The 22,869-nt window shown below is 57.0% G+C and carries 21 protein-coding genes; 7 read left to right on the forward strand and 14 right to left on the reverse strand.

Annotated features, from left to right (window positions below):
• Nucleotides 1–183 precede the first annotated feature (183 nt).
• The gene (locus Q31a_RS00170) at nt 184–1,761 is read left to right on the forward strand and encodes a HEAT repeat domain-containing protein (RefSeq protein ID WP_145072410.1); all 1,578 of its coding nucleotides are present in this window, start codon (nt 184–186) and stop codon (nt 1,759–1,761) included.
• A 25-nt stretch (nt 1,762–1,786) separates the two neighbouring features.
• Nucleotides 1,787–2,230, forward strand: a complete 444-nt coding sequence (locus Q31a_RS00175; protein WP_145072412.1) for a hypothetical protein — start codon at nt 1,787–1,789, stop codon at nt 2,228–2,230.
• Between the two features lie 3 nt (nt 2,231–2,233).
• Here Q31a_RS00175 and hemE read toward each other — a convergent pair whose 3' ends face one another.
• Nucleotides 2,234–4,159, reverse strand: coding sequence for a uroporphyrinogen decarboxylase (hemE, locus tag Q31a_RS00180; RefSeq protein ID WP_145072414.1), 1,926 nt, complete (start codon nt 4,157–4,159; stop codon nt 2,234–2,236).
• A 218-nt stretch (nt 4,160–4,377) separates the two neighbouring features.
• Between hemE and Q31a_RS00185 the strand changes: the two genes are divergently transcribed.
• On the forward strand, nt 4,378–5,523 hold the full coding sequence (locus Q31a_RS00185) for a hypothetical protein (protein WP_145072416.1): 1,146 nt from the start codon (nt 4,378–4,380) through the stop codon (nt 5,521–5,523).
• Nucleotides 5,524–5,703: 180 nt separating this feature from the next.
• On the opposite strand, the gene Q31a_RS00190 is transcribed toward Q31a_RS00185, so the two are convergent.
• The 8 genes from Q31a_RS00190 to Q31a_RS00225 form a co-directional block, all read right to left on the reverse strand.
• Nucleotides 5,704–6,261, reverse strand: a complete 558-nt coding sequence (locus tag Q31a_RS00190; RefSeq protein ID WP_145072418.1) for a hypothetical protein — start codon at nt 6,259–6,261, stop codon at nt 5,704–5,706.
• A 67-nt stretch (nt 6,262–6,328) separates the two neighbouring features.
• A protein-coding gene (prfB, locus tag Q31a_RS00195) for a peptide chain release factor 2 (RefSeq protein WP_391575307.1) occupies nt 6,329–7,442 on the reverse strand; the annotation gives its coding sequence in 2 pieces (ribosomal slippage) (nt 6,329–7,369 and nt 7,371–7,442; 1,113 coding nt in all).
• 56 nt (nt 7,443–7,498) lie between these two features.
• A complete protein-coding gene (locus Q31a_RS00200; RefSeq protein WP_197355959.1) occupies nt 7,499–8,011 on the reverse strand; it encodes a peptidylprolyl isomerase in 513 nt (170 codons plus the stop codon).
• Between the two features lie 45 nt (nt 8,012–8,056).
• Nucleotides 8,057–9,100, reverse strand: a complete 1,044-nt coding sequence (locus Q31a_RS00205) for a DUF1611 domain-containing protein (RefSeq protein ID WP_145072424.1) — start codon at nt 9,098–9,100, stop codon at nt 8,057–8,059.
• A 6-nt stretch (nt 9,101–9,106) separates the two neighbouring features.
• Nucleotides 9,107–9,523 carry a holo-ACP synthase gene (acpS, locus tag Q31a_RS00210; RefSeq protein WP_145072426.1) on the reverse strand — a complete coding sequence of 139 codons (417 nt, stop codon included), beginning with the start codon at nt 9,521–9,523 and terminating at the stop codon, nt 9,107–9,109.
• 127 nt (nt 9,524–9,650) lie between these two features.
• A complete protein-coding gene (gene argJ / locus Q31a_RS00215; protein ID WP_145072428.1) occupies nt 9,651–10,847 on the reverse strand; it encodes a bifunctional glutamate N-acetyltransferase/amino-acid acetyltransferase ArgJ in 1,197 nt (398 codons plus the stop codon).
• A 152-nt stretch (nt 10,848–10,999) separates the two neighbouring features.
• A complete protein-coding gene (gene argC, locus Q31a_RS00220) occupies nt 11,000–12,013 on the reverse strand; it encodes an N-acetyl-gamma-glutamyl-phosphate reductase (protein WP_145072430.1) in 1,014 nt (337 codons plus the stop codon).
• Nucleotides 12,014–12,166: 153 nt separating this feature from the next.
• Nucleotides 12,167–14,284 (reverse strand): c-type cytochrome, encoded by a 2,118-nt coding sequence (locus tag Q31a_RS00225; RefSeq protein ID WP_145072432.1) that lies wholly within the window; start codon nt 14,282–14,284, stop codon nt 12,167–12,169.
• A gap of 210 nt (nt 14,285–14,494) precedes the next feature.
• Here Q31a_RS00225 and Q31a_RS00230 point away from each other — a divergent pair, with 210 nt between their 5' ends.
• Nucleotides 14,495–16,111: an FG-GAP repeat domain-containing protein gene (locus tag Q31a_RS00230; protein WP_197355961.1), complete on the forward strand. Its 1,617-nt coding sequence runs from the start codon at nt 14,495–14,497 to the stop codon at nt 16,109–16,111.
• On the opposite strand, the gene Q31a_RS00235 is transcribed toward Q31a_RS00230, so the two are convergent.
• The 4 genes from Q31a_RS00235 to Q31a_RS00250 all read right to left on the reverse strand — a co-directional run bounded on the left by Q31a_RS00235 (nt 16,108) and on the right by Q31a_RS00250 (nt 19,102).
• Nucleotides 16,108–16,548, reverse strand: coding sequence for a carboxypeptidase-like regulatory domain-containing protein (locus tag Q31a_RS00235; protein ID WP_145072435.1), 441 nt, complete (start codon nt 16,546–16,548; stop codon nt 16,108–16,110). The two genes, Q31a_RS00230 and Q31a_RS00235, sit on opposite strands and share 4 nt — an antisense overlap.
• Nucleotides 16,488–16,646 carry a prepilin-type N-terminal cleavage/methylation domain-containing protein gene (locus tag Q31a_RS31290; protein ID WP_197355962.1) on the reverse strand — a complete coding sequence of 53 codons (159 nt, stop codon included), beginning with the start codon at nt 16,644–16,646 and terminating at the stop codon, nt 16,488–16,490. Before Q31a_RS31290 ends, Q31a_RS00235 begins: the two co-directional genes overlap by 61 nt.
• A gap of 566 nt (nt 16,647–17,212) precedes the next feature.
• On the reverse strand, nt 17,213–17,935 hold the full coding sequence (locus Q31a_RS00245; RefSeq protein ID WP_145072437.1) for an NUDIX hydrolase: 723 nt from the start codon (nt 17,933–17,935) through the stop codon (nt 17,213–17,215).
• Nucleotides 17,936–17,998: 63 nt separating this feature from the next.
• Nucleotides 17,999–19,102, reverse strand: coding sequence for an HD domain-containing protein (locus Q31a_RS00250; RefSeq protein WP_145072439.1), 1,104 nt, complete (start codon nt 19,100–19,102; stop codon nt 17,999–18,001).
• Between the two features lie 136 nt (nt 19,103–19,238).
• On the opposite strand from Q31a_RS00250, the gene Q31a_RS00255 reads away from it, so the two are divergent.
• The 3 genes from Q31a_RS00255 (at nt 19,239) to Q31a_RS00265 (ending at nt 21,045) form a co-directional block, all read left to right on the forward strand.
• Entirely contained in the window at nt 19,239–19,799 is a 561-nt protein-coding gene (locus Q31a_RS00255; protein WP_145072441.1) for a sigma-70 family RNA polymerase sigma factor, read from the forward strand.
• Nucleotides 19,800–19,928: 129 nt separating this feature from the next.
• Nucleotides 19,929–20,177 (forward strand): hypothetical protein, encoded by a 249-nt coding sequence (locus tag Q31a_RS00260; protein ID WP_145072443.1) that lies wholly within the window; start codon nt 19,929–19,931, stop codon nt 20,175–20,177.
• Nucleotides 20,178–20,232: 55 nt separating this feature from the next.
• The gene (locus tag Q31a_RS00265) at nt 20,233–21,045 is read left to right on the forward strand and encodes a TatD family hydrolase (RefSeq protein ID WP_145072445.1); all 813 of its coding nucleotides are present in this window, start codon (nt 20,233–20,235) and stop codon (nt 21,043–21,045) included.
• 44 nt (nt 21,046–21,089) lie between these two features.
• Here the strand turns inward: Q31a_RS00265 and Q31a_RS00270 are convergent, their stop codons facing one another.
• Nucleotides 21,090–22,763 carry a serine/threonine-protein kinase gene (locus tag Q31a_RS00270; RefSeq protein WP_145072447.1) on the reverse strand — a complete coding sequence of 558 codons (1,674 nt, stop codon included), beginning with the start codon at nt 22,761–22,763 and terminating at the stop codon, nt 21,090–21,092.
• Nucleotides 22,764–22,869: the final 106 nt, after the last annotated feature.

The following is a 22,869-nucleotide window of genomic DNA, read 5'->3' on the forward strand; positions in this document are numbered from 1 at the left end:
TATTCCAGGAGTGGTTGGGACGATCGGCGATGGAATGTAGCGACTGCAGTGGTTGTGACGAGTGTGGAAGGTTTGGTTGTGGAATGCGACTGGGCGGTCTGCGGTGAAGGCGTCGTGTGGGTGGTTCGTGTGCAATAGTTGAGTGCCCAGATGGTAGTCAGTCACATTCAAAGGATCTGTAACGTGCCAACTCTGCAAAGCCTCCCACGATCTGGGACCTGGGAGTGCCTCCAAAATTCTCGGAATGAGGCGGCGATCGCTACGCTCTCCACCGGTTTGGCGTCGCAAAACGGCCCCCTCCGACTGTCTTGCCTCAAGACTCTTTCGCGGCGCTCCGAACCTCAGGCACGGCTTGCGATTTTGAGCAATTGGGAGCATTTCGGGGCAGAGGATCGCGAGTATCTACGTACGATTTCCCAACGCTTCGTCGAAGTCGCCGAACGACTCTTACGCACCGGAACCGTCACCGAAAAACAAATCGCCTTAGACGTTATTCTAGATTTGGAATTGGCAGACGCCATTGAACCGGTTCTACACTGTGTGCTCGACTCCCAGCACGCGCTGCAGGAGCAAGCGGTTAAGACCTTGCACCAACTCTGCGAGCATTGGGGATTGCTAGCTCGGACCGGCAAAATCGTACCAGGTCGAACCCATGTACTAGATCGGCTCTACGCGCATCTCATCAACTACGCCGAGCACAAAAATGGAGATTTGGTAGGGGCTTGGCTGAGGCTTGCGCATTGGGATGATGCCTATCACCGCGGCTTTGTGTCGGATCCTTGGCACGACGCTTATCAATGCATGTTGTTGCAATTGCGAGAGAGTCGTCATCCTTCGATATTGCAGTTGTTGGCTGGTTATGTGCATCGCCATAGTACGCCGGCCGGTGTGCTCAAAATTTTGATGGAACGCACCGAGCCCGAGCTTGCCTACCAGATAGCGCAGCTGATCGACGATCGCACCTTGGGCCCGACCCTCCGGCGCCTGCGGGAGCTGCCGCAGTTTCCCTGCTTTTTAGGGGGAACTGTTTGTGAGCTCGAAGCCAGCCAGCTCGTCGAGCGCCGACGGTATTTGTTACTTGCCGCGACATCGGATGAACTTGAGCCGGTGTTGAAAGCTGCGCTAGAGCTATCCAAAATTGGGAGCTCGAGTGGTCGCACCACGGCGGCAGAAATGCTGAGTCACTGCAAGCAGCATTCGCTGGAAGATCTCGTAGCGAAGATTCAGGTCGCGGGCTTGAAGCACTGGCCTGAACCGCAGATTGACGAGTTGTTGGTAGAAGCGGCAGCCTGGGTGCACAGTCCGTCCCAGCCGCTCAAGGGTGCTGCGGTGGAGTTCTTTGTCGACTTTACACTCAAGCGATTGCTGCAAGAGGCCCGCCGGTGGCCGACGCAGATGTCCAAGGCCATGGCAAGCGTGGTAAAGGTCATTGAGCGAGATGTGGAGGAGACGCTGTGTGAGGAATTGCAAAGCCCAGCACCGAAGCGTCGCTTGGCAGCTTTGCAGGTAACTCAAATCCTAGGGGCGATTGAGGTTGTGAGTCACGAGTTGCTACCGTTGCTCCACGATCCACGCCTGGAGGTTCGCGTCCGGATGATCGATGTGCTCAGCGCTCTGGGGTTCGAGGAATTGGAGACGCTGCTTCCAAAATTGCTCGACGATGCGAGCACGGATATTCAAGATGCTGCACGCAGGGCAGAGCGACGTTTGACGCGGTCCAAGCCGCGCCCACCGCAGAGCGCGGCAGGCATCTCCTCATAGAAATTAGCAGTCGAGGGTTGGCAATATGCCACTGATCAATGTATTTGCCGGGCAGGCGTTCTGCCTCATCGCAGAGGGGCGCGTGGCAGCGCTCCGCGCAGGGTTTCAAATGCAGGAAACAAAGAGTTTGACGATTGGTCTTGTTTTGATTGCCGCATCCTTTACGGTCATTCTAGCCACGGCGCTGCTGTACTGGTTCATCCAGCGGAGAGCGGCAAAGCGGTTTTGCAGTCCTAAGAAGCTGTTCCGCGAACTGTGCCGCGTGCATCACTTCAGTTTTCCACAGCGAAGGCTGCTGGCTCAGCTCGTGAAAGTGGGAGGCGTCAGCGATCCGAATCTGTTGTTCATCGATTCTCGGCTGTGGATTCTTGATCCCTCCAAGAACCCCAAGCTATGCGTTGCCCGCAATCGTCGCCATTTGCAAAAAATGCAGCGGGCGATTTATGAACGTTCTGCCGAAGCGGAATAACGGCTACTTCTGACTCAGTTCATGCACCATATCGACGAGTGCAATTGCATTGTCGACAGGCGTTTGCGGCAAGATGCCGTGCCCCAAATTAAAAATGTGGCCCGCTCGACCACCAGCCCGCTTCAAGACGTCTGCCGTCATCTCGCGCAATGTTTGCGGATCGGCCAGCAGTGCGATCGGGTCCAAGTTGCCTTGCACGCTGCGATCGTGTCCCACCGTTTCCCAGGCGACGTCCAACGGAACCCGCCAGTCAATTCCGACCACGGTGCGATGATCGCCGCGGAGCAAGGGTAAGAGGGCCGGGTTGCCGGTGGCAAAGTTGATCACGGGGACATCGGGAACGATTGAATCGATGATTTGCCGCACATACGGGAAGACGTATCTAGCGTAATCTTGCACCGAGAGGCAGCCAGCCCAAGAATCGAACAGCTGCACGCACTGGGCACCCGCCGCGATTTGCGCGTTGAGGTAACGCGCAATCGTTCGCGACATCTTGCCCATCAATTCGCCCCAGGCAACTTCATCGCAGTACATGAGCGATTTGGTGTTGTGGTAATTGCGGCTACTCCCCCCTTCGATCATGTAGCTGATTAAGGTGAATGGCGAGCCGGCAAATCCAATCACGGGGATCTCGGGCTTGATCGCTTGTCGCGTGAGGCGGACGGTGTTGAAGACGAAGTCGAGGGACTCCATCGATTCCAACTCCTGCACTCGATCGATGTCTTGGGCACCACGCAGTGGATTGTGGATCACCGGTCCATCTCCCTTAGCGAATTCCAGATCCATCCCCATCGGTTCTAAGATAGGCAGCAAGTCCGAAAAGATGATGGCCGCATCCACGCCTAGCTTCTCGACGGCTGTGACCATGACTTCGGCGCACAGGGCAGAGTCTTTGCAGAGCTCCAGAAACGTCATCTTCTCGCGGACGGCGCGGTACTCACTCATGTACCTACCGGCCTGCCGCATGAGCCAAACCGGAGTAACCGAGGACGCTTCGCCGCGACAAGCTCGCATAAAGGGGCCGTCATACCAAGGTGCTGCTGTATCCACGGGAGGTCTACCTGTTTCTGTTAGGACTTGAGTTCGAATTTGACGGCCCGTGAGCAGGCGATGTGCGCGTTCGGCACTCTCCTGCACAAGATGGCCCATTTTGGGATGTTCCGGTTCCATATCGACCGGCAGCTCATTCTGTCTGAGCATTTCACTCGTCGTGGGGCCAATCGAAGCGACCACAACGTCTCGCAACGCTTTTCGCAACTCGGCTTCGACTCCCATGTCCGCACTCATTCGCAGTAGATTTGCGATCTGGTGCGCACTGGTGATCAATAGGACATCGCGTTGGCCGGCGATCAAAGCCCTGATATTCTCTTGCAGTGGCTCGGTATTCTCTGGCAGATCCCATTGATAGACGCGGACCGGGATCACTTCAGCGCCGCGCGCTTCCAAGCCAGCCACTAGACTGCTGTTGGGTTTACCATACTCTTGGATTGCTACCTTCTGATTGGTGATGGTCAACTCGGCATCGATGGTTTGTAGCAGTTCTCGCCACGTGTTGGGTTCCGCGACGCGGTGGGTAGCAGTCAGCCCGACTGCCCGCATGGCTGCGGCCGCCTTCGGCCCCCGCGCGATCGTGGTAATATCCGACAACGCATTGAGGAACCGTTGCTTGTCCAGCGAACGCTCGACACTGCTCAGCAGTTGTTTAAAGCCGACACCGGTCAGAAAGACGACGACGTTGATCTCACCGGTAATGACGCGATAGGCAAAATCGACCGCGGCGGGATTCTCTTCAATCGGAATCTCGCGCATCGACGGGCTGACGAAGGCGCGACCACCGAAGCGGGTGATCAGCCGCTCCATGTCCTCGGCGCGGCGGCTCTCCAGTGCAGCTACAGCTAACCCCTCAAAGGAAGGTTTTGATCCTGGCATGGTCAAGTCGTCTTTCTCATCAAACCAGCTATACTTACCAATCAGCGGGAAATGAGCTGTTGGTACCTCAAAGAAATCGCCCCTCTGGGTTGTTTCGCAAAAAGGTACCCCACACTCGTTCACCGCACGACACGCATCCAGTCCTAAGTCGATAGTTTCTCTGATTTAATCGCATCCTTGCTAGGGGACTGCGGACCCTCAAATCGAACATTGTTGAAATGGCCTTACCAAATATCTACGAAGCGCTCGAAACTCACGCCACAGCTGGTGCACGCCAGCAAGCAGTCAACGCCTTGATCGAGCATTTTGAACAAGCGGAACAATACCATGAGATGTTCGAAGCCTTGAAGATGAGCATGCGGCTCGAATTGGGGCTTCCGGCCGCTCAGGCTGAGTTTGAAGAAAAGCTCGACGAAGACCGAGAATTGCAGTTGGAGCAAGGCTTGTTGAAAGCTTGCCGGCGGGTTGGCGAATTGTTTCTCAAACAGGGAAAAATCCGTGAGGGATGGATGTACATGCGGCCGGTAGGGGATCGCGCCATCGCTGCACAATCTCTAGCCACCGTGGAACCAAACGACGAAAATGTCGACGATCTGCTGGAAGTCCTCGTGCACGAGGGGGTCGATATTCGCCGTGGTTATGCCCTCGCCCTAGCACGTATGGGGACCTGCAACAGCATCACCTTGTTTGAATCGGCGTTGGCACCTCGCCCGCGGGCCGATCAACAAGTCGCTGCCGATTTGCTTGTGCGGCATGTGCATGGTGAGTTGCTTGAGAATCTGCGCCGTGATATCGAACGCCGCGAAGGGTTGGCTCCTGAGGGGGAGACACTGGAGCAGTTGCTCAGCTCGCGACCCGATCTGCTGCGCGATGGAACCTACCACCTCGACACAAGCCATCTAGCCTCGACCGTGCGATTTGCACGCGTTCTGGATGAGCCTTCGGCACTGCGTTTAGCGCTCGATATCTCGCTCTACGGTCGACAATTGCATCCGCAATTTCAATATCCGGGCGAAGAACCCTTCTTGGATCTCTATCCAGCATCGATCGCCTTTTTCCGCGCTCTATTGGGAGAGCAAATCGACGCGGGGGTACGGTATTTCACGCACAAGTCGGATTCTGTCAGCCAGCAAGATTTTGGATCGGTGGCAGTCGAGGTGTTGATCGATCTGCTCTCGCGTTGCGGTCGCAATGATGAAGCATTGACCGTGTATGCCAAGCGGTTGCCACCTGGGACGCGCACCATGGGCATCGCTCCCACCTTGTTGCAACTCAGCCAACGTAGCGGTAACTACCAGAAAATGTGTGAAATCTGCAAGACGCGAGACGACCTGCTGAGCTACGCTGCCGGCCTGCTGATGTAGGCTGCGAAGTGCCGTCGTTGGCCCATCCTGGACCAGCTCTCCTCGAAACGTGCTGAGTGCAGAGTGCTGAGTGCAGAGTGCAGAGTGCTGAGTGGGCCACCGCTTCCTAGCCATTGTCGTGCAGGTGGCAAGGCCAAGCGGTGATGCGGACCGGCTGCTGCCAAGTGCAGCGCTCTTGCGTCAGTTGGCGCGTAGGCGGAAGGCCCATTGACTGGTGGCTGCTCCGCTGGCTGGGTGCTTAGGAGCGAACGTTGCCTCGGTGTCGACCAATTCAGCGATGGAGCTAGGTGAAATAGCTTCAACATGAATGGCATGATTTCCAATTGCACCTGAGATGGCGCCGCTGGCTGATTGATTCCAGCCCTCAGCGACCTGATAGGTGCTCAGCAACCGCTCCGGCTGGATGGGGGAGCGGCAGGCCAGCTCGACGATCCAGCATTTTAAGTCGGGGATTAGGGTGAAACTGGCTGACCAGTGTCCACGGCCTGACATGCCAACGCCAAACACGATTTGGCGACCATCGACAAAGTTTTGCTGGTGAATTTGTTGCAGCGGTGGGCTGGTTGGCCAAACACTGCTGCTGTTGGATTCCACGGAAGCGAGAATGGGGGTGGTTGGAGCGTCGCTAAAGCTCCAAAAATGATGGTAGCGGTCATTGGCCCATTCAAAGACGAGGTTCCCAAGGCTGCCACCATCGATCTGTAGCGGTTCACCCTCACGGTTTGATTGGTTTGCCATAATTCGAAATCTTTACGTTGGGCGCTAAGCCGATTTGCGGTGCGTGTGGGTTTTGCGAGGCTTCGATTTATTCGGCGGTGCTTTCGGCCATTCGCCAAACCAGAAAGGCGTCCAAGAAACCTTGGATGTCGCCGTCCATGACCCCTTGGAAACTGCCTTGGAGATGCCCGGTGCGGGCATCTTTAACCCGTTGGTCGGGGTGGAGGAAGTAGTTGCGAATCTGAGAGCCGAATCCCTTTTGTCGGACTTTGTTCTGGTACTTGGTGGCTTGTTCATCCTCGATGCGTTCCTCTTCGATCCGCGCGATGCGGGCGCGCAGCATCTTCCAAGCCGTGGCGCGATTCTTGTGTTGACTCCGTTCACTTTGGCAGGCTGCCACGACGCCGGTGGGCAGGTGGGTAAGGCGAACGGCGCTGTCCGTTTTATTGACGTGTTGGCCCCCCGCACCGCTGGCGCGGTAGGTATCTTCGCGGACGTCATTCTCATCAATTTCGACTTCAACCGAATCGCTCAGTTCCGGAGCTACATCGACGGCAGCGAAGCTGGTTTGACGTTTGCCATCCGCATTGAAAGGGCTGATGCGGACGAGGCGGTGAATGCCCTCTTCTCCCTTGAGGTAGCCGTAGGCCATGGGGCCACGCACGGCGATGGTGGCCTGGGTAATCCCGGCCTCCTCGTTGTCTTGGCGATCCATCAATTCGACGGTGAAATCGTTTTTCTCCGCCCAGGAAATGTACATGGAGAGGAGCATGGCGGCCCAGTCGTTGGCGTCAACGCCCCCGTCGCGTGCATGCACGCTCAGCAGCGCCCCTGCGTTATCATGTGGACCGTTGAGCAGTGCCTTGAGTTCGAGCTCCGCGACTTGCTTCTCCAGTCGCGCTATCTCGGCGTCGATTTCGGCGCCAACCGAGCTGTCCTCTGCCATGATCTCGATTAAACCGTCAAGGTCATCGGCCGCGGCAATGGATTCCTTAAGGGGGACAACGATGCTCCGCAAACCCTTCAGTTCACCCACCGTCGTTTGAGCTTTTTCCTGATTGTTCCAAAACCCTTCGGCAGCCATTTGGTCCTCGATGGCTGCGACTTGCGTCAGCTTGATATCGAAGTCAAAGACTGTCCCGAAGTTGAGTCAGGCGTTGACGAATCGCGGTAGCGCGATCGGTCAGATTTCCTTCACTCATCTGAGACACCTCTTCAATCTATTGGGAGAACTAGGGATGGGCACGGACGGACCCGACTACTTAATCCGTTTGATGATATGCCACCCAAACGGACTTGTCGTCGCGTCGTAGGGGGCGATTTCGATTTCTCCGACATCCAACTGAAAACCGACATCACCGAAGGCGGCTACCATACCGGATCGCGCATAGACATGTTTGCTAGGAATGCGGCTACTCATGTCGCTTTCGAACCCGTTGTTCGCCATCTGGTAGATTCCAGGTGGGGAATCGTCGGTGTGCTCGCGGACGATTTGATCAAAGTCGGCACCCGCCATGGCCTTTTCGAACAACTCTTGGGCCAATTGTTCAGCTTCCTCTTGCGAGCGAGCGGCTGAAGGGACTGAGCCTTGGAATCCAATTAGGCAATGTTGGACGGTAATGTAGCCAGGCTCACCCTCTTCGGTAACGACGTCCTCGCGATAGACTTCGCTGTTGGTTTTGAGGCTCGAACAACCTGCGAGGCTCAGCAAACCACTCAAGACAACGCAGCCCCAAAGAGTGCTGTTTCCGCGTGGTGAAGCAATACGCATCAGCATTTTCCTACCTAATTGTATGATCGAAATAGTTTATTGGACTTAGGATTGCCAGACGCGACTGTCGTAGAACGCCTCGGCCGTATCCAGCAAGCGGTCGGGACCATCGCGGACGATGTCGACTACAGGCAATTCTAGCTCATCTTCCACGCGACGGGCTAGTTCGGCCGCCGCCGGAGGACTCAGTTTGCGACCATTCATGGCCAAACCGATTGTCTGGCAAGGTTGATAGATGCTCGCCATCGTCTCAAACAATTCGCGTTGCCGCGCTAGGCTCGGCAAAGGAACATGCTCCAAGCCCCCGACTACCTCTCGTCCCGCTTCAAACACGAAGATCAATCCGTGGGGCTGGCAGCCATGGAGGATGCCTAAGGTGACTGCGGCATAGGAGGGATGTACGAGACTCCCCTGCCCTTCGACCAAGATGATGTCGTGATGTTGTGTATCGAGTACCAATTGCTCGGCAGCCCCGCTCACAAAGTCAGCCACCACGCAGTCAATGGGCAGGCCCGCACCGGAAACCATGATTCCCGTTTGCCCCGTGGCCACAAAGTGCGCGTCTCGACCGCGAGCGGCAAGGCCGCGGGCGATCTCGAGACTAGCCAGCATCTTCCCGATGCTGCAGTCGTGTCCCACGGTGTGCAATCGACAGCAGGTGGAGTTCAGCCCCTGGCGGCGGGCGATGTCGTGGAATGTGTTTTTGCGGACGTCGGTAATGGTAACGCCACGCGCCTTGGCGGCGGCCATCAATTCGGCGTCATTGGACAGGAAGTCGTGCAACCCGCTGAGGACGTCCATGCCTCGGGAAATCGCGTCTAGAATAACGGCTCGCCACGCCACTGGGATTTTTCCGCCAGGGGGGGCGATCCCCATCACCAATGTCTTGGGGTTGGAGACATCATCGAGCGAACCGATGACGGGAGTTGTCCCACCAGCCTCCAGCAGTTCCTGAGCGGTACGCCCGACATTGTCAGGATCATAGACTGCGATGCACTCGTCGGGACAGTATCGCAACAAGCCAGAAGCGGTCTTGCCGGTATGTGGATTGGAGTGTCCCCAAGTGAGGAGGACCATGCGACGCGACATGTTGTATTAAGGCCTTTCTCCCAAGGCCGTTGCATAGGCCGTGGCATAATCTTGGCAATGTGAGATGCTGATCAGCATCTCACGGACGCCTTGCGAGTGACTGATTTCCAACGCTTTTTCGGTGAGGACAATGTTTGGCTTGCCGCCTTGTTGATTCACGACTTCCACGTCGGTCCATTTGATTCCGTGAGCCCAGCCCGTTCCCAGGGCTTTGAGCACTGCTTCCTTGGCAGCCCAGCGGCCTGCGTAGTGTTGCACCGAGGATTTTCGAAGCGAGCAGTAATCAATTTCCTGAGGAGTATAAACGCGTTGCAGGAAAGCGTCGCCATGTTTCTCAATCATTTGTCCGACTCGCTTGCATTCGGCGATGTCGGTGCCTATTCCCAATACCTGGCCCGATACGGCTTGTTGATTTAGTTGCATTTTTGATTCCAATGCTAAAATCGCACCCCGAATCGAATTGCAGCAGCAACTAATCCGGCCTGACTTGCGCGGCGGGTTACAGTATCAACCAGCCGGATGCACCAGGATTGGCAGGTACGGGGGGGGCTCATGTTGTGTACTCAGAATTGAACTCAACATAGGCAACCGTGAGATCGCTGGTCCAGTGGGTGCAAGCGCCATCCCCTTGGCCGACAGCCAGTTCGACGAGTGTCGTGCGGTTGTTTTTGATCGAGGCACTGGCCGCCTTAGCATCGAAGGCAAGGGGTTCACCATTTTCGAACAGCGCGATTCCGTTGATCTTCAAACAGAGCTTTGGGCTTTCGATGGGGACGCCAGCATAGCCTGCGGCTGAGACGATGCGGCCCCAATTCGGGTCGCAGCCGTAAACGGCCGTTTTTACGAGATTGCTACTCGCGACGGTGTGGGAGATCTTCCGAGCATCGGCCTCGGAGGCGGCGCCGCTGACACGGACTTCGATCAAGTGGGTGGCACCCTCGCCATCGGTCGGGATCTGCTTCGCCAGTTCAATGCACATGGCTTCCAGGTGTTCGGCAAACTCGGCCTGTTCCCGGTCCGAAAACTCCGCTCCGCCCGCTTGCCCATTGGCCAGCAGGACCATGGTGTCATTGGTGCTGGTGTGACCTTCCACGCTGATGTTGTTGAAGGATTTGTTGGCGGCAACGGAGAGCATGTGCTGTGCCTGCGCGGCCGATAATGGGGCGTCGGTAAACACGCAACAGAGCATGGTAGCCATATTGGGGCCGATCATTCCCGCTCCCTTGGCGATCCCGGCAATGCGTACGGTACGCCCACCGATGCGGCACTCTCGGGTCGTGACCTTGCGGCCGATATCGGTGGTCAGGATGCCGTCGGAGGCGTCCAAGAAAGCTTGCTGAGACCCGTCGAGCTGGCTGGCGGCTTGGCGGATGCCCGCTTCGACTTTTTCCATTGGCAGAAAGTGCCCAATCACCCCGGTGCTCATCACCAAGGTTTGTTCGGGTTGGACGTCGCTGGCATAGCAGCTGGCCACGATTTCACACATGCGAGCCGCGTCTGCGGCGCCCTGTGCGCCGGTGCAGGCGTTTGCGTTCCCGCTGTTGATCACGACCGCGCGGGCATCGTTCAGGGGGGTGCGCCCCCGGCATAGGACAACCGGCGCAGCGACCACTTGGTTTTGCGTGTAAACGCCGGCTGCTGCGGCTGGCGTGTCGGAGACGATCAACGTCACATCCTTTTTGCCGGATGCCTTAATTCCAGCTCCAACTCCGGCAAAACGAAATCCGACGGGTAGATGATGTGTCACAGTAGTTCTAATCCAATGGTGTTGCTAACTAGTTACTTCTCATCCCACATGCACCAATGCACCGGCGACATGACGGCAAGGGACGCCTCAATCACTCCTGTTCCAAGAAGCTGGCCGATTCCGCCAGCCGCAGGGAACCGGCGCCGCTGGGGCTAGGGATGCAGCCCATGTTTTTCCTCTTGGCCATACATGATGTTCATGCATTGGACGGCCGCTCCCGACGCGCCCTTGATCAAATTGTCGAGCGCCGACAATAGAATAATCCAACCACCATTTTCCCGGACGCTGATGTCACAATAATTCGTACCCGAAACGAATTTAGTGAGCGGCAGATGGGCGGTGATGCGCACGAAGGGTTCGCGATCGTAGAACGTGTTCAGGCATTCGCGAACTTGGTTGGCAGTGACTCCTGCGGTAGGCCGCGCATAGATCGTCGACAGAATCCCACGGTCCATTGGAACTAGATGAGGGGTGAACACAACCTGCGGCTCGGTCCCGGTAAACCGCCCGACGATGTCCACGATCTCCGGTTGATGGCGGTGTGTGCCTACGGCATATGCCGAAAAGGATTCGTTGACCTCGGAATAAATATTGCCGACCTTGGGGCTCCGTCCGGCCCCGCTCGCTCCGCTCTTGGAATCGACGATGATCGACGCTGTCTCAATCAGTCCTTCCTGGATCAATGGCGCCAAGGGCAAAATGGCGCTCGATGGGTAACAGCCTGGATTGGCCACTAGTTGAGCATCGCGAAGCTCTTCGCGAAACAGCTCCGGCAATCCATAGGGGGTTTGCCCCAGCCGCCCTGGATCAGGATGAGCGTTCCCATACCATTTCTCGTACAGCTTGGGCGTGCTCAAGCGGTAGTCGGCGCTCAAGTCAATCACCCGGCAATTGTGGGTCAATATCTCGGAAACAATCGGAGCCGAAGCTGCATGCGGCAGGCAGCAAAACACCACGTCGCATCGCTCGCCCAGCTGCTGAGGAGTGAGATCCTCGACCACTAAATTGATGCGACCGGTCAATTGGGGGTGCATGCAGCAAATGGTCGATCCATCGGCCTGGCGACTGGTGGCCGCCACAATCTGCACATTGGGGTGTCGCAACAGCAGCTTAATGGCTTCAATGGCGGTGTAGCCCGAACAGCCCACGATTCCAACTTTAATCATCGCACTGTAACTCTCTGTAGACGACTCTTGGTAGATTGCCAGCACAACCCACTATTCCGCCCGATGTAGTGAATGGCTCCAAATGGTAGGGCAGCGGAGGAATTCCCAGTTAGCCCACTAGCGGGCCATTATAGCACTGAGCGAGATTGTCTCTCAGGGGGGAGACTGGCGGGGGAATATTTGTCGGAGGCGGTCGGCGTTGGTCGTCTGTTCGAGCTCCGGAGTGCGGAGGGAGCCCACGAAGTGAATGAGGTTCTCGATCTCAGCAGCCCCGAGGCTCGTGAGGGAGGGATGCGGAGTGCCTGGGAGCCCCACGGTGATTCGGTAATAAAGATCCGCCGGACTGTCACCACCCCGCAGCGGAGCGGATCGCAAGTCGCGGCTGACTACCGGACGACCCAAGGAATCCGCCAACACGAGGGGGGCTGAATCGCTGAGCGAATGGCAACCCGCGCAGCCAACTTGATGATAGAGCTGCTCTCCAGCCGCGATGGCCGAGGGAGTGGCTGGGCTGAAATCTGGTGCGGCCAGCGGCGGCAAGGGGGCGGAGCGCGCGACGACCCAAGCCTCCATCTCCTTTTCAGACGACTCGCTACCAAGAGACTCAATCCCAGAGTCGCTGCCAGCTGGGGCTCCTGCCGACGCCTCTTCCTGTTCCGCAAGCGAGTTCGCTTCCGCTTGGTATTGCTCTCGCAAGCCGGTTCGCTGAAAGGCGCGCAAGACTGCAATCAGCTGCTCCAGGTCTGAGGCGGAGAGTAGTGGGAACGCTGGCATCGACGATCCGGCTTGCCCATGTCGGATTGAGCGAATGACATCGTCGTCGGTGCCCAGTCCGTTGCTGGCTGAGACGATCCGCAGCGGCTCGCTGCGAAAGTTGCGAGGCGCTGGGAAGAGGTGACGCGCCGCGCGACCATTCCCGGCCCCTGACTCACCATGGCAGGTCGCACACAGCTCGGAATAGAGCGCATACCCTGGCAGGCTGAGTGCCTCGGTGTCTGCTGCTATCATCTTTCTTGGTGGAGCGATGGGAGGTGGATTGGATAAGTCAGCCACCGCAGCAATGGCAGCCGCCAAGCCCGAATCGCCCGGATACATGGCTTGCTTGCCGATCAAGTCACCATAGCGTCGCATCCGCGCCACTCGCTCGAAATTGGTCTCGAAGACTTGGTGGGCCAGGGTGGGCTGACCGCTGAGTGCCAGCGTGGTCGCAATGTCCGTCACGCGTTGCATCATTGGCAAGCTGGCGGAGTGCTGTCCCTGAAAATTTAGCCGAAACGCTTGGTCGGCCAAATTGCGGAAATCTTCGATGCCCGCCAACTGCGTTTGAGCTAAATGGCCCAAGCTGTCTGCGTAGTTTCCAAGGTCGAGTTCCACTTCAGCCAGCTCGAACAACGCCAGTGGGTCGGTGGGTTCCCCATCAAATAGTTCCCGTGCGAGAGAGGCATCTCCTCCTTGGCGACGGGCCTGCGAGAGTCGGATACTGGCTTCACGATTCTGCGGAAAGTGGACTGCAAAGTACTCCAAAATCGCGCGTGCTTTGGTTGTGTCCAGGAATCGAGGCTGGGCGTAGAGTTCGGCGAGCGCAAGATACGCGAGCTCGTTGCGAGGAGACAAGCGGATCGCTTCCCGCAAGGCATCGGCTGCTCCTGCCGTTTCTCCCCTGCTGAGTAGGAGGGCAGCGTAGATGCGTAGCTGATTCGATTTGGTGCTTTGCTCCGCCGCCGCGGCGTCCTTCTGCCACCGCTTGAAGATTTTGTGGGCCGCGTCCAGATCGTTGGCGAACAATGCGCCTTGCACGACGGCGGGTGCCGCCTCGGGAAACTCTACACCAGCATCCAGTAGCCTTTCCAATTCTGCTTCTGGAGGCTGCTCGAAATCGCCTGACTGGGCTCGCAGCAATCGCTGCTCGTTAGCGACTTGCGGTGCAATGGCAAGCTCGTAACCTACCAATTCGACTAGCTGGCCAAACTCTACTTGGTGATTCAGTCGACGTTCACACTTGAGTGCTAGCAGGAAGAGGGCTGCATTGGCGTCGGATTCAAGCGAGAAGTCCTCGGAGACGATGGGGAACAGGGCCGCAGAGAGCTTCGACAGGTCACCTTTGTCATACTCTGTCTGCCAGTTTTCTAAATTGGGATCGGAGAGTTCCTGGGGCGTCTCGGTGCGCAGCGATGGCAGGCAGGTGATGGCCGCAGCAATCCCTCCAACCACCACGAGCAGGCCCAGTCCCCAACTAAGAGTGTCTTTCAGCGATCTTCGACGAGTGTGCATCTAGGGTCTCTAGAGAGCTGGAGAATTCGGGCGGTCCAGTGATCCGCGGATCGTCCGCAAGTGGTTTCAGGTACTATGGTATCATGCGCTGCCAGCAAGGCGGGGACACCCTGGGAAATGCTCTGGCGGTTTCTCAAAACTAGGGTTCAGCCCAATGGGTAGTCAAGGTAGCTAGGTCGACGATAATCGGAATTGGGAATGATGCGTAGCATGTTGAAAGCGCGATGGGGAAGCACCAGAGGAATTCGCGCCGTCTGGGCGTGCTGCTCCAGCATCTGTCTAGCCAGCCTGTTCAGTGGTTGCCAAACCTCCGTGGAAACGCCCGCAGCCTTTGAAGAGCTGATGCTGACCCTTGAGCGTCCTACTGAGATCGCGGTTCGCGAGGGCACCGAGAGACCACCGGAAGCGATTGCGAGTTTTTGTGGAGACTGCCATGCGCTGCCTCAACCCGGTAGCTTCGAACGGGATGTGTGGTACGACGAAGTGCGGCTCGGCTTCGAAATGTATGCCCGTTCAGGACGCACCGATCTCACCCCTCCCACGATTGCGTCAGTCGTGCAGTACTACCGCCAGAGGGCGCCGCTGAGGTTGGAATTTCCCGAGCCACCGGAGGTGGATCAGTCGTGGGCGGCGCGGTTCGAGACGACTAAGCTCGATTGGCTGGATCAGGCATACATCACCCCCGCGGTAGCTTCGGTTCAATGGTTGGAATTGATGGCTCCTGGCGTGCAGCATTTGGTCGCCTGCGACATGCGGGATGGCAGTGTGAGTCTGGTCGATCCCAACCCAGAGAGTTCGACGCGAACGGTCTTGGCTAGACTGGGAAGTCCGTCCCGAGTTGCCATGTGCGACCTCGATGAAGACGGTTGGCAAGATCTAATCGTAGCTGACCTGGGGAGCATGAAGCCCTTTGAGCACGGTTTTGGACAGATCGTTTGGTTGCGGCGGCAGCCTGAATCGGAGACGTTCGAGCCGCGCGCGCTTGTCCAAGGACTCGGCCGTGTTTCAGATGTAGTCGCGGGCGACTTTAACGACGATGGAGCCCTCGATATCGTAGCAGCCGAGTTTGGGCATCGGTTGTCTGGCGGTATCCGCTTGCTGACGAACACGAGTCGGGATCGCTCGCAGCCCACGTTTGCGGTCAGCGAAGTCGATCAGCGACCGGGAACCGTTCAACTGGTGCCGCAGGATTGGAACCGCGATGGCCACATGGATATTGCTGCGGTGATTAGCCAGGAGTATGAAGCGGTTGAGTTGTTCCTCGGAGGCGAAAATCACTGGAAGCGGCAGGGCGTGTGGCAAGCTCCCGACCTCACCTTTGGTTCGGTGGGGGCGACGCCAGCGGACCTGGATGGAGATGGCGACATGGATCTACTCTATGTCAATGGCGACACTTTCGACAACAACTATGCGAATCCTGCGCATGGTCTGCAGTGGCTGGAGAATCAAGGCCAAGGAGAGTTCGCCTATCATCGGCTGTTGGACTTGCCAGGAGCCTATCGGGCCGTGGCCGCAGATTTCGATGGCGACGACGACCTGGATATCGTGGCCGTTGCCAACTTGCCCCGCGGGGTCAAGCCGTTAGCGCTGCAGTCGAGCGAAACGGTTTCCATCGTGGTACTCGAACAGATTCGGCCATTGGAGTTTGCAACCCGCGTGCTGGAGCGAGGGACACCCCGCTATCCAGCACTCGAGTGCGGGGATTTCGATCAGGACGGCCGCGTCGACTTTGCCGTCGGTGCGCAGCTTTTCGGCAGCGATGATGCGGAAAGTGCCGCGGCCAAATTGCCGCGGCTGACCGTCTGGTGGAATCGCCAGGAACGCTAATCTAAGACAATGTCAAAGCTTGATTCCGATTCTCCGACCGTGTGTTTGAGGCCTGAAGTGGTCTCTTTGGAGTACTGAACCGGCAACTCGTTCTTGACAGGGGAGTTGTCGATTTCGGTGGGATCGTAGGACTCCTCTTCCTCCTCCAGCGTTGAATCTGGATTGAAGTCTGGGGAGCTTTCGGAGGGCGGGGGCGGGGGCGAGTCAAATTTAAAGACTTTGATCATGTAGTCTCCCGGACGCGCACCATCGCCGTTGACATAGGTCGTCAGACTGTACTTGCCTTCCGCGTCGCTTTTCCCCGTGGCGCCCTCACCCCCCTCGCTGATCGATGTGAAGATGATCGTGGCACCGTCCACCGGCGCGCCCTTGTAGGTTACGGTGCCGGTGACTGGATAGGTTGGCGGATTGGATTCCGTGCTGCAGCCACCAAGCATCGCGAGCGCAGCACAGCAGACAATTGCATGATGGCAATCACCACCAGCAATTCCACTAAAGTAAAACCCAGATGTCTGAACGATTGCTGCTTTTTCACGATAAGTTCACCCTTGGATCAGGAAAGAAGAGATTACGAAAAGATCATAGAAGAGGGTTAAGATGCTTATGAAATCGTTATATATGGCTGCAGTGTTGCTTGAACGTCCGTTAGTGGCAACCTAAAGGCGGTTAGAGTCGTACTGGAGCTGACGGACCCACCTGAATGGCTCCTTTGCCCGAGAAGTTCCCTCTTTAATTACCGAAAGAATCTTCGGAAAACGCAGTGCCCTCTTAAGTTGCACTCCTATTGCGGTGGCTGTCGTTTGGCTAGGTAGCGAGGGTGCTTGTTGCTTTGGCAGGGGGATTCCCGCCCAACCGCTCAGCGATGTTGGCTGAAAACTTGGCGGTCGCTCAGGACCTTGGGTGCTCTACAGCTTGGGATTCGGTGATTCAAGAATAGTGCCGAGGATGAACGGCACTCGGCCAGCTCTGCGAGGGGGAGAATCTCGCCAGCACTGTCAGCTTGGCCGGCAATGCCTGACTGACGCGGGGCGCAGGGCGATTGTCCCGCATTCCTCATCGGTGGCGAACTGGAGCGGCCGCGCGGGCTCTACGGGGTGGGCTCTATTGGGGCGGGCTGAGGAGCCCGATCAATTCACCTAAGAAGATCGCGGTAGCACCCCAGACTGCCACGCCATCGATCTCCAGCATGGGTGCTTGCCAGGCAGCGCGACCTCGAGAGAATCGACCGCTTTGGTGCAATTCTATGTTCAGGAGAGAGGCGAGTGGCAAACGCAGGACGCGGTCGACTTCCCGTTCACAAGGTGTGTAGACCAGTGGCTCACGGGCGATGGCCAGAAAAGGTTTGACGAAGTAGTTGCTGTTGTAGACGTGCAATGGTTGCAGCTCGCCAATGACCTGGCCTGGAAAACTAGCGAACCCAAGCTCCTCGCATAGCTCGCGCTGGGCCGCTTGAACGAAGTCTTCGCCCGCCTCAAGCCTTCCGCCAGGCAGGGAGACTTGTCCCGGATGGTCGGGTAGATGATTGGGGCGGACGGTGAGTGGAATCGACCAGTGGGATGCCCAGTTGGAAGCTAGCGAATCCGGGGCGGTAGGGTGCTGGGCGGTAGGGTACTGAGTGACATGTGGCCGTGCAGGCAGCGAGCTTGGTTCCAGCAGGATCATCACCGCCGCAGGTTTGGCCTTGGGGCATGGGGGCCCAAAATGGCGTCCATAGGACAGTGAGGGACTGAATCGGGCTCGCGTTTGCTGCCGCAGCGCTAGCAAATTCGCATCCGCGAGTCGGAGTGTGAGTTGCAGTAGAAGTGCGTCGAGTCGATCGGTCATGAATCCACTGTCACGATAGAATTCCTGAGAGGGTTGGAGCCGAATCGGCCGGCTAGCTGAGCTTCAGCCCTGGTCATAGCTCAATTTCCGGAGGTAGTCGATGGCCATTTCGAGCTCCGTTGTTGGGACGCCCGGAACTCTTCCTCCCCGATCGCATTTGCCGAGCAGCACGAGTTCGTCATAGCTTTCGTTGTTGCGAAGCCGACGATGGGCCCGCGCACCGAGGCTTCCATCGGCGATCTTGTGAGCCAGCATGTGATGCTCGATGAACCAAGCGGTGCGTTCGGTAATGAAGCCCTCCAAGGCCTCTAAACCAGCAGCCACATGATCTTGAGAGTCAATCCCTTTGCCCACGTCGTGCAGCAGGGCCGCCAGTAGGAACTCCTCGTCGTAGGGCAATTGATCGCATGCCAAATCGTAGACTTGCAGGCTGTGGTACAGCACGTCTCCTTCCGGATGGTACTTGGGGTGTTGTTTGACGTTTTCCAGAGGCAGCAGCAGTGCGGTGAACAGCTGGAAGGGGTCGGGGGCCTCCTCCAATCCCAGGAGCTCAGTCTCCAGTTCTAACTCGGGGTACTCTTGGTGCAGCAGTTGTTCGAGTTGAGGAAGGGTGGCTCGTTCGATCGGTCCCCCGGTGATGGAACTCTTGAACCCATGGCTGGCCAAGCTGGGAACGTAGACTGTCAGCTCGACTGGGAATGATTCACGCACGTGAATGTGCGTGTAGATTCGCTCTTCACCATCCTTCCGCACCCGCTTCCGTTCGATGTCGTAGAACAACATTTGTTCATCGAGAGGTGAAGTGACTGCATCGATACTGTCGGAGAAGACATGGATGTCGATGTCCGAGCCTTGGCGAACATGGCCGGTCAGCGTGCTGCCGATCAATTTCGGCTTAAAACGCTGCAGCAAACGCATGATTCTCAAGGCGACCAGCCGCATCTGCCGCAGGTTGTCCGAGCGGGAAGCCCCTTCATGGAGTCTGGCGAGCGACTGGATTTCGTCGCGAATTTCCGCATTGCTGGGGAGGTCGGAGGGTTTGACCCAGCCCTTGCACACCCGTTGGGCGGCTTTGTGCTTAGCTCGGTAGTACTCCGATTCTTGGCGGAAATACATCGCTCGAGCAGCTTCAAAACAAATCTGCCGTCGAAGTTTGTTAAATCTCATCTGAGGCGCCTAGGCCCTAGTGTGGCGCGATTGGTGGGCACGAGAATCAATGTGTTACAATGGGAGCGAAGTCGACATATCTTGTCCTGTGCCACCCCTTGTTAGACTACCGTCAAGCTTAGTTTGAGAACAGTCTATGTCCGATCCGAAGTCTACGAGTCCGGACGAATTTGAGTCCTTCCGTTCGTACCTCCATATTCTAGCAGAAACGCAACTTCATGCGCGACTCAAGAGCAAGGTGGATGCGTCCGACATTGTGCAGCAGACCATGCTGCAAGCCTATCAGGCCAGGGAGCAATTCCGTGGTACCACCGAAGCAGAGAAAGCGGCTTGGCTGAGAACGATTTTGGGCAATGTGCTTAGTGGCTTGGCTCGTGGCTTCTCGCGGAAACGACGTGATTTGTCCCGTGAGCAATCCATTCAAGCGGTCGAAAAATCGTCTTTGCAGCTCACGAATCTGCTCTCTGCCGACACCTCTTCCCCAAGTTCCGCCATGCATCGGCACGAACGCGCGGATCAACTGGCCAAGGCGATGCTGCGTCTAACTGCCGAGCAACGCCAAGCCATCATGCTGAAGTATTGGCAGGGAGCCACCTTGGCAGAGATTGGTCAGCAGCTCGACAAATCCACCGAAGCGGTGGCCGGGTTGCTCTTTCGTGGCATGCAAAAACTGCGATCTGTGATCGAGAAAACGTGAATCGATCTCGCGTTTGGCGGGCCTGTGCAGGCAACCCTTGTTGCCCGGCTTCCTTTGGACGACAATTGAGAGAGGTTCCTCCACCTATTTCCGTCCATCCCACCTTCTTCATGAACATGTGAGAGCGCTATGCAGAGGACCTCCAGTGACGTATTGAGCCAAGAATTCTTGCAAATTCGCGCAAAGATCTTGGAGATCGGGGCCTTTTTTGATCGTTTGGCTGAGGCGGGAGCCAGTCCTGACCAACCTCAGCCCAAGCAGCTCCTCGATCAAGGCTGCGCCATTTTGACCGACGATGAGCCTGATAAGGCGGCGCGGATCCAGCTCTTGTTCAGCCGAGAGTACGATGCCGATTGGAGGGATAAGTTCGGAATCTAAGAATCGCTGTGCTTCACGAAATTCAACCCGACCCTACCGTAGAAGATTCAAACTCATGTACTACGTCGACCCACACATCCATATGGTTTCGCGAACTACGGATGATTACGAAACCTTGGCTAAAATGGGCTGTGTCGCGGTGAGCGAACCCGCCTTTTGGGCTGGTTTCGACCGAGGGAGTGTGGATAGCTTTCGCGATTACTTTCGGCAACTGACCGAAACCGAGCCACGTCGAGCAGCCCAGTATGGCATCCAGCATTTCACGTGGCTCTGCATCAACGCTAAGGAAGCAGAGAATGTCAGTTTATCGCGCGACGTGATTGCCATGATTCCCGAGTTTCTCGATGCCCCCAATGTGATCGGGATCGGAGAAATTGGGCTCAACAAGAATACCAAGAACGAAGCCACGATCTTCCTTGAGCATCTGGAATTGGCGATCAAGTATCAGCAACAAATTCTGATCCACACGCCTCACTTGGAAGACAAGCACCAGGGGACGCGAATGATCCTGGATATGCTGCAGGGCGACGCGCGGATCGAACCTGGCCGCGTGTTGGTAGACCATGTTGAAGAGCATACCATCGGCGCAGTACTCGACGCGGGCTTTTGGGCGGGGATGACACTCTACCCGGTGACCAAGTGCACGCCCGCCCGAGCAGCCGACATGATCGAAAAATATGGTCCCGAACGCTTGATGGCCAATTCGGCGGGTGACTGGGGCCCGAGCAAACCAACGGCAATCCCAGACTTGGTCTTGGAACTGCGCCGCCGCGGCCACAGCGAGGCCGCGATTCGTCGGGTGGTCTACGAGAACCCGCTCAAGTTCTTCGCCCAAAGCAAGAAGTTCAATTTCTCTCCTCCAGAGTAAGCCGTCGGAGGGACTTGTCTGAGATTGGAGTTCGTGAGCTCTAGCTACTCGCCTTGTTCATAGAACACGCTCATGCTCCGCACGCGTCGGATGGTGGAGAGGAGTGCTAGATTGATAAGCCCCAGACCGGAGATGAAGATGGCAATGAAGTCGAGTTTGACGACATCATCCAAGGGGACGAAGAATTCCAGCATCAAGAATCCACAGATGCAAACCGCAGTAGTGAACATTACAAATCGCTTGCGGTAGAACAGACTGCTAGCCACGATCAGCATCGGATAGCCAATCAACAGCATCGAACGCGGGGAGGCGGCGAAAGTGACGAGCGTGGTGTAGATCGTCACATCGATGGTGACCCAGGTCAGGCAGGCTAGGTCGCGCCACCGCGCGCGAACGACCCAGTACTGAATAATGAAGGACGTGGCTAACCAAATACACAGCAGTAAAATTCTGGCTTGAAATTGCGGTGAGGGCTCCCCCCGCCACCAATGTGAGATTGCAACGATGGCGGTGGTTCCACCAATTCCACAGGCATGCACGACCAAGAGTGGCTCGCGACGCCACCAGCTTTCGATGCGCCCCAGGAGGCTTGGCTGCGGACAATCAATGGGCTGACCCTGGAGCACCTTTTGCAGTTCACTTGCCAATTCGCTTGCCGTCGCATAGCGATGGGCCGGATCTTTCTCCAGCGTTTTTAGGCAGATATGGTCGAGCTCGGTAGTGACGCGTCGATTCAGTTTTGAGGGCTTGGGAGGATCGCGGTCCAAGACTTGAATCAGGACATCAAAGGGCGTTGGACCGCTGAACGGTGGCTGGCCCGCGCACAGGCAGTACAGGATGGCTCCCAGCGAATACACGTCAGAGGCCTCCGTGGTTTGCGAGGCCCGCCCCGAGGCGTGCTCGGGGGCGATGTAGGCGGGAGTCCCCAGGATTTGACCCGTTGTCGTCAGCGCGCTGTCGCGATGGGCAAACTTAGCCAAGCCAAAGTCGATGAGGATCGGTTGCCCTGACGCATCAATGAGTACATTGGCGGGTTTGATGTCCCGGTGGTAGACCCCAGCTCGGTGCGCGAAGTCCACCGCGGAACAAAGCTTGTGGACAATGCGCGCCGCTTCCATAGGAGCCATCGGGCCTTCCAGCACCAAATCGCTGAGGCTCTGTCCGTCAATGTACGCCATGGTGTAGAACACCAATCCACCCAACATGCCGACTTCATAGATCGGCACGATTCCGGGATGGTTGAGAGTCGCCGCAGCCTCTGCCTCGCTACGAAATCGCTGAATCTCCGCATCGCTGGCAAGCTCTCCAGAGCGAATTAATTTGAGCGCGACGATTCGTCCCAGCTGACGATGTCGAGCTCGATAAACGACTCCCATGCCACCGCGGTCGATCTCTTCTAGGATGTCGTAATCGCCAAATACCTTGGGTGGCTCGGAGCGGAGTGTGCGTGGGAGTTCCCTGGAGGTCACTTCTGCGGAAGAATGGGACGTGTCTGCGACCGAAGGGCTTTCAGTCTCGGGATGTAGCGTGCTGTCGGCGCCCCGTCGGGCGGCCTGCGAGGTTTCCAGAAACTCGTCGTGGAATTGAAAAAACTCCGTCAATTCCTGGGCAAATTGAGGGTAAGCCGCGACGACCGCATCGGTGTGGACAGGCTGACCTTGCTCGCTCGCCGTCATGACTTCAGCAATGATCTGTTCGATCGATTTGGGTGCGTTCATGGAGGCTATTGTACCACCAGACTTGTCCACACGATGCAAACACGCGTCGGGAAAAGATGTCCGGCAACACAGCCGGAGCCGCTCCAGCGTGGGCTGGGCACTTTTC

Origin of the sequence: Aureliella helgolandensis, assembly GCF_007752135.1 — a bacterium.
Taxonomy (GTDB): Bacteria; Planctomycetota; Planctomycetia; order Pirellulales; family Pirellulaceae; genus Aureliella; species Aureliella helgolandensis.

Excerpts from the sequence above, each read along its gene's own strand:
- Q31a_RS00190 (WP_145072418.1), bottom strand. The coding sequence starts at position 6,261 with ATGGCAAACCAATCAAACCGTGAGGGTGAACCGCTACAGATCGATGGT.
- hemE (WP_145072414.1), bottom strand. The coding sequence starts at position 4,159 with ATGCCAGGATCAAAACCTTCCTTTGAGGGGTTAGCTGTAGCTGCACTG.
- Q31a_RS00230 (WP_197355961.1), top strand. The coding sequence starts at position 14,495 with ATGTTGAAAGCGCGATGGGGAAGCACCAGAGGAATTCGCGCCGTCTGG.
- Q31a_RS00175 (WP_145072412.1), top strand. The coding sequence starts at position 1,787 with ATGCCACTGATCAATGTATTTGCCGGGCAGGCGTTCTGCCTCATCGCA.
- acpS (WP_145072426.1), bottom strand. The coding sequence starts at position 9,523 with ATGCAACTAAATCAACAAGCCGTATCGGGCCAGGTATTGGGAATAGGC.
- Q31a_RS00250 (WP_145072439.1), bottom strand. The coding sequence starts at position 19,102 with ATGAGATTTAACAAACTTCGACGGCAGATTTGTTTTGAAGCTGCTCGA.
- Q31a_RS00200 (WP_197355959.1), bottom strand. The coding sequence starts at position 8,011 with ATGCGTATTGCTTCACCACGCGGAAACAGCACTCTTTGGGGCTGCGTT.
- Q31a_RS00270 (WP_145072447.1), bottom strand. The coding sequence starts at position 22,763 with ATGAACGCACCCAAATCGATCGAACAGATCATTGCTGAAGTCATGACG.
- Q31a_RS00260 (WP_145072443.1), top strand. The coding sequence starts at position 19,929 with ATGCAGAGGACCTCCAGTGACGTATTGAGCCAAGAATTCTTGCAAATT.
- Q31a_RS00245 (WP_145072437.1), bottom strand. The coding sequence starts at position 17,935 with ATGACCGATCGACTCGACGCACTTCTACTGCAACTCACACTCCGACTC.
- Q31a_RS00235 (WP_145072435.1), bottom strand. The coding sequence starts at position 16,548 with ATGCTTGGTGGCTGCAGCACGGAATCCAATCCGCCAACCTATCCAGTC.
- Q31a_RS00225 (WP_145072432.1), bottom strand. The coding sequence starts at position 14,284 with ATGCACACTCGTCGAAGATCGCTGAAAGACACTCTTAGTTGGGGACTG.
- Q31a_RS00205 (WP_145072424.1), bottom strand. The coding sequence starts at position 9,100 with ATGTCGCGTCGCATGGTCCTCCTCACTTGGGGACACTCCAATCCACAT.
- argC (WP_145072430.1), bottom strand. The coding sequence starts at position 12,013 with ATGATTAAAGTTGGAATCGTGGGCTGTTCGGGCTACACCGCCATTGAA.
- Q31a_RS00185 (WP_145072416.1), top strand. The coding sequence starts at position 4,378 with ATGGCCTTACCAAATATCTACGAAGCGCTCGAAACTCACGCCACAGCT.
- Q31a_RS00265 (WP_145072445.1), top strand. The coding sequence starts at position 20,233 with ATGTACTACGTCGACCCACACATCCATATGGTTTCGCGAACTACGGAT.
- Q31a_RS00255 (WP_145072441.1), top strand. The coding sequence starts at position 19,239 with ATGTCCGATCCGAAGTCTACGAGTCCGGACGAATTTGAGTCCTTCCGT.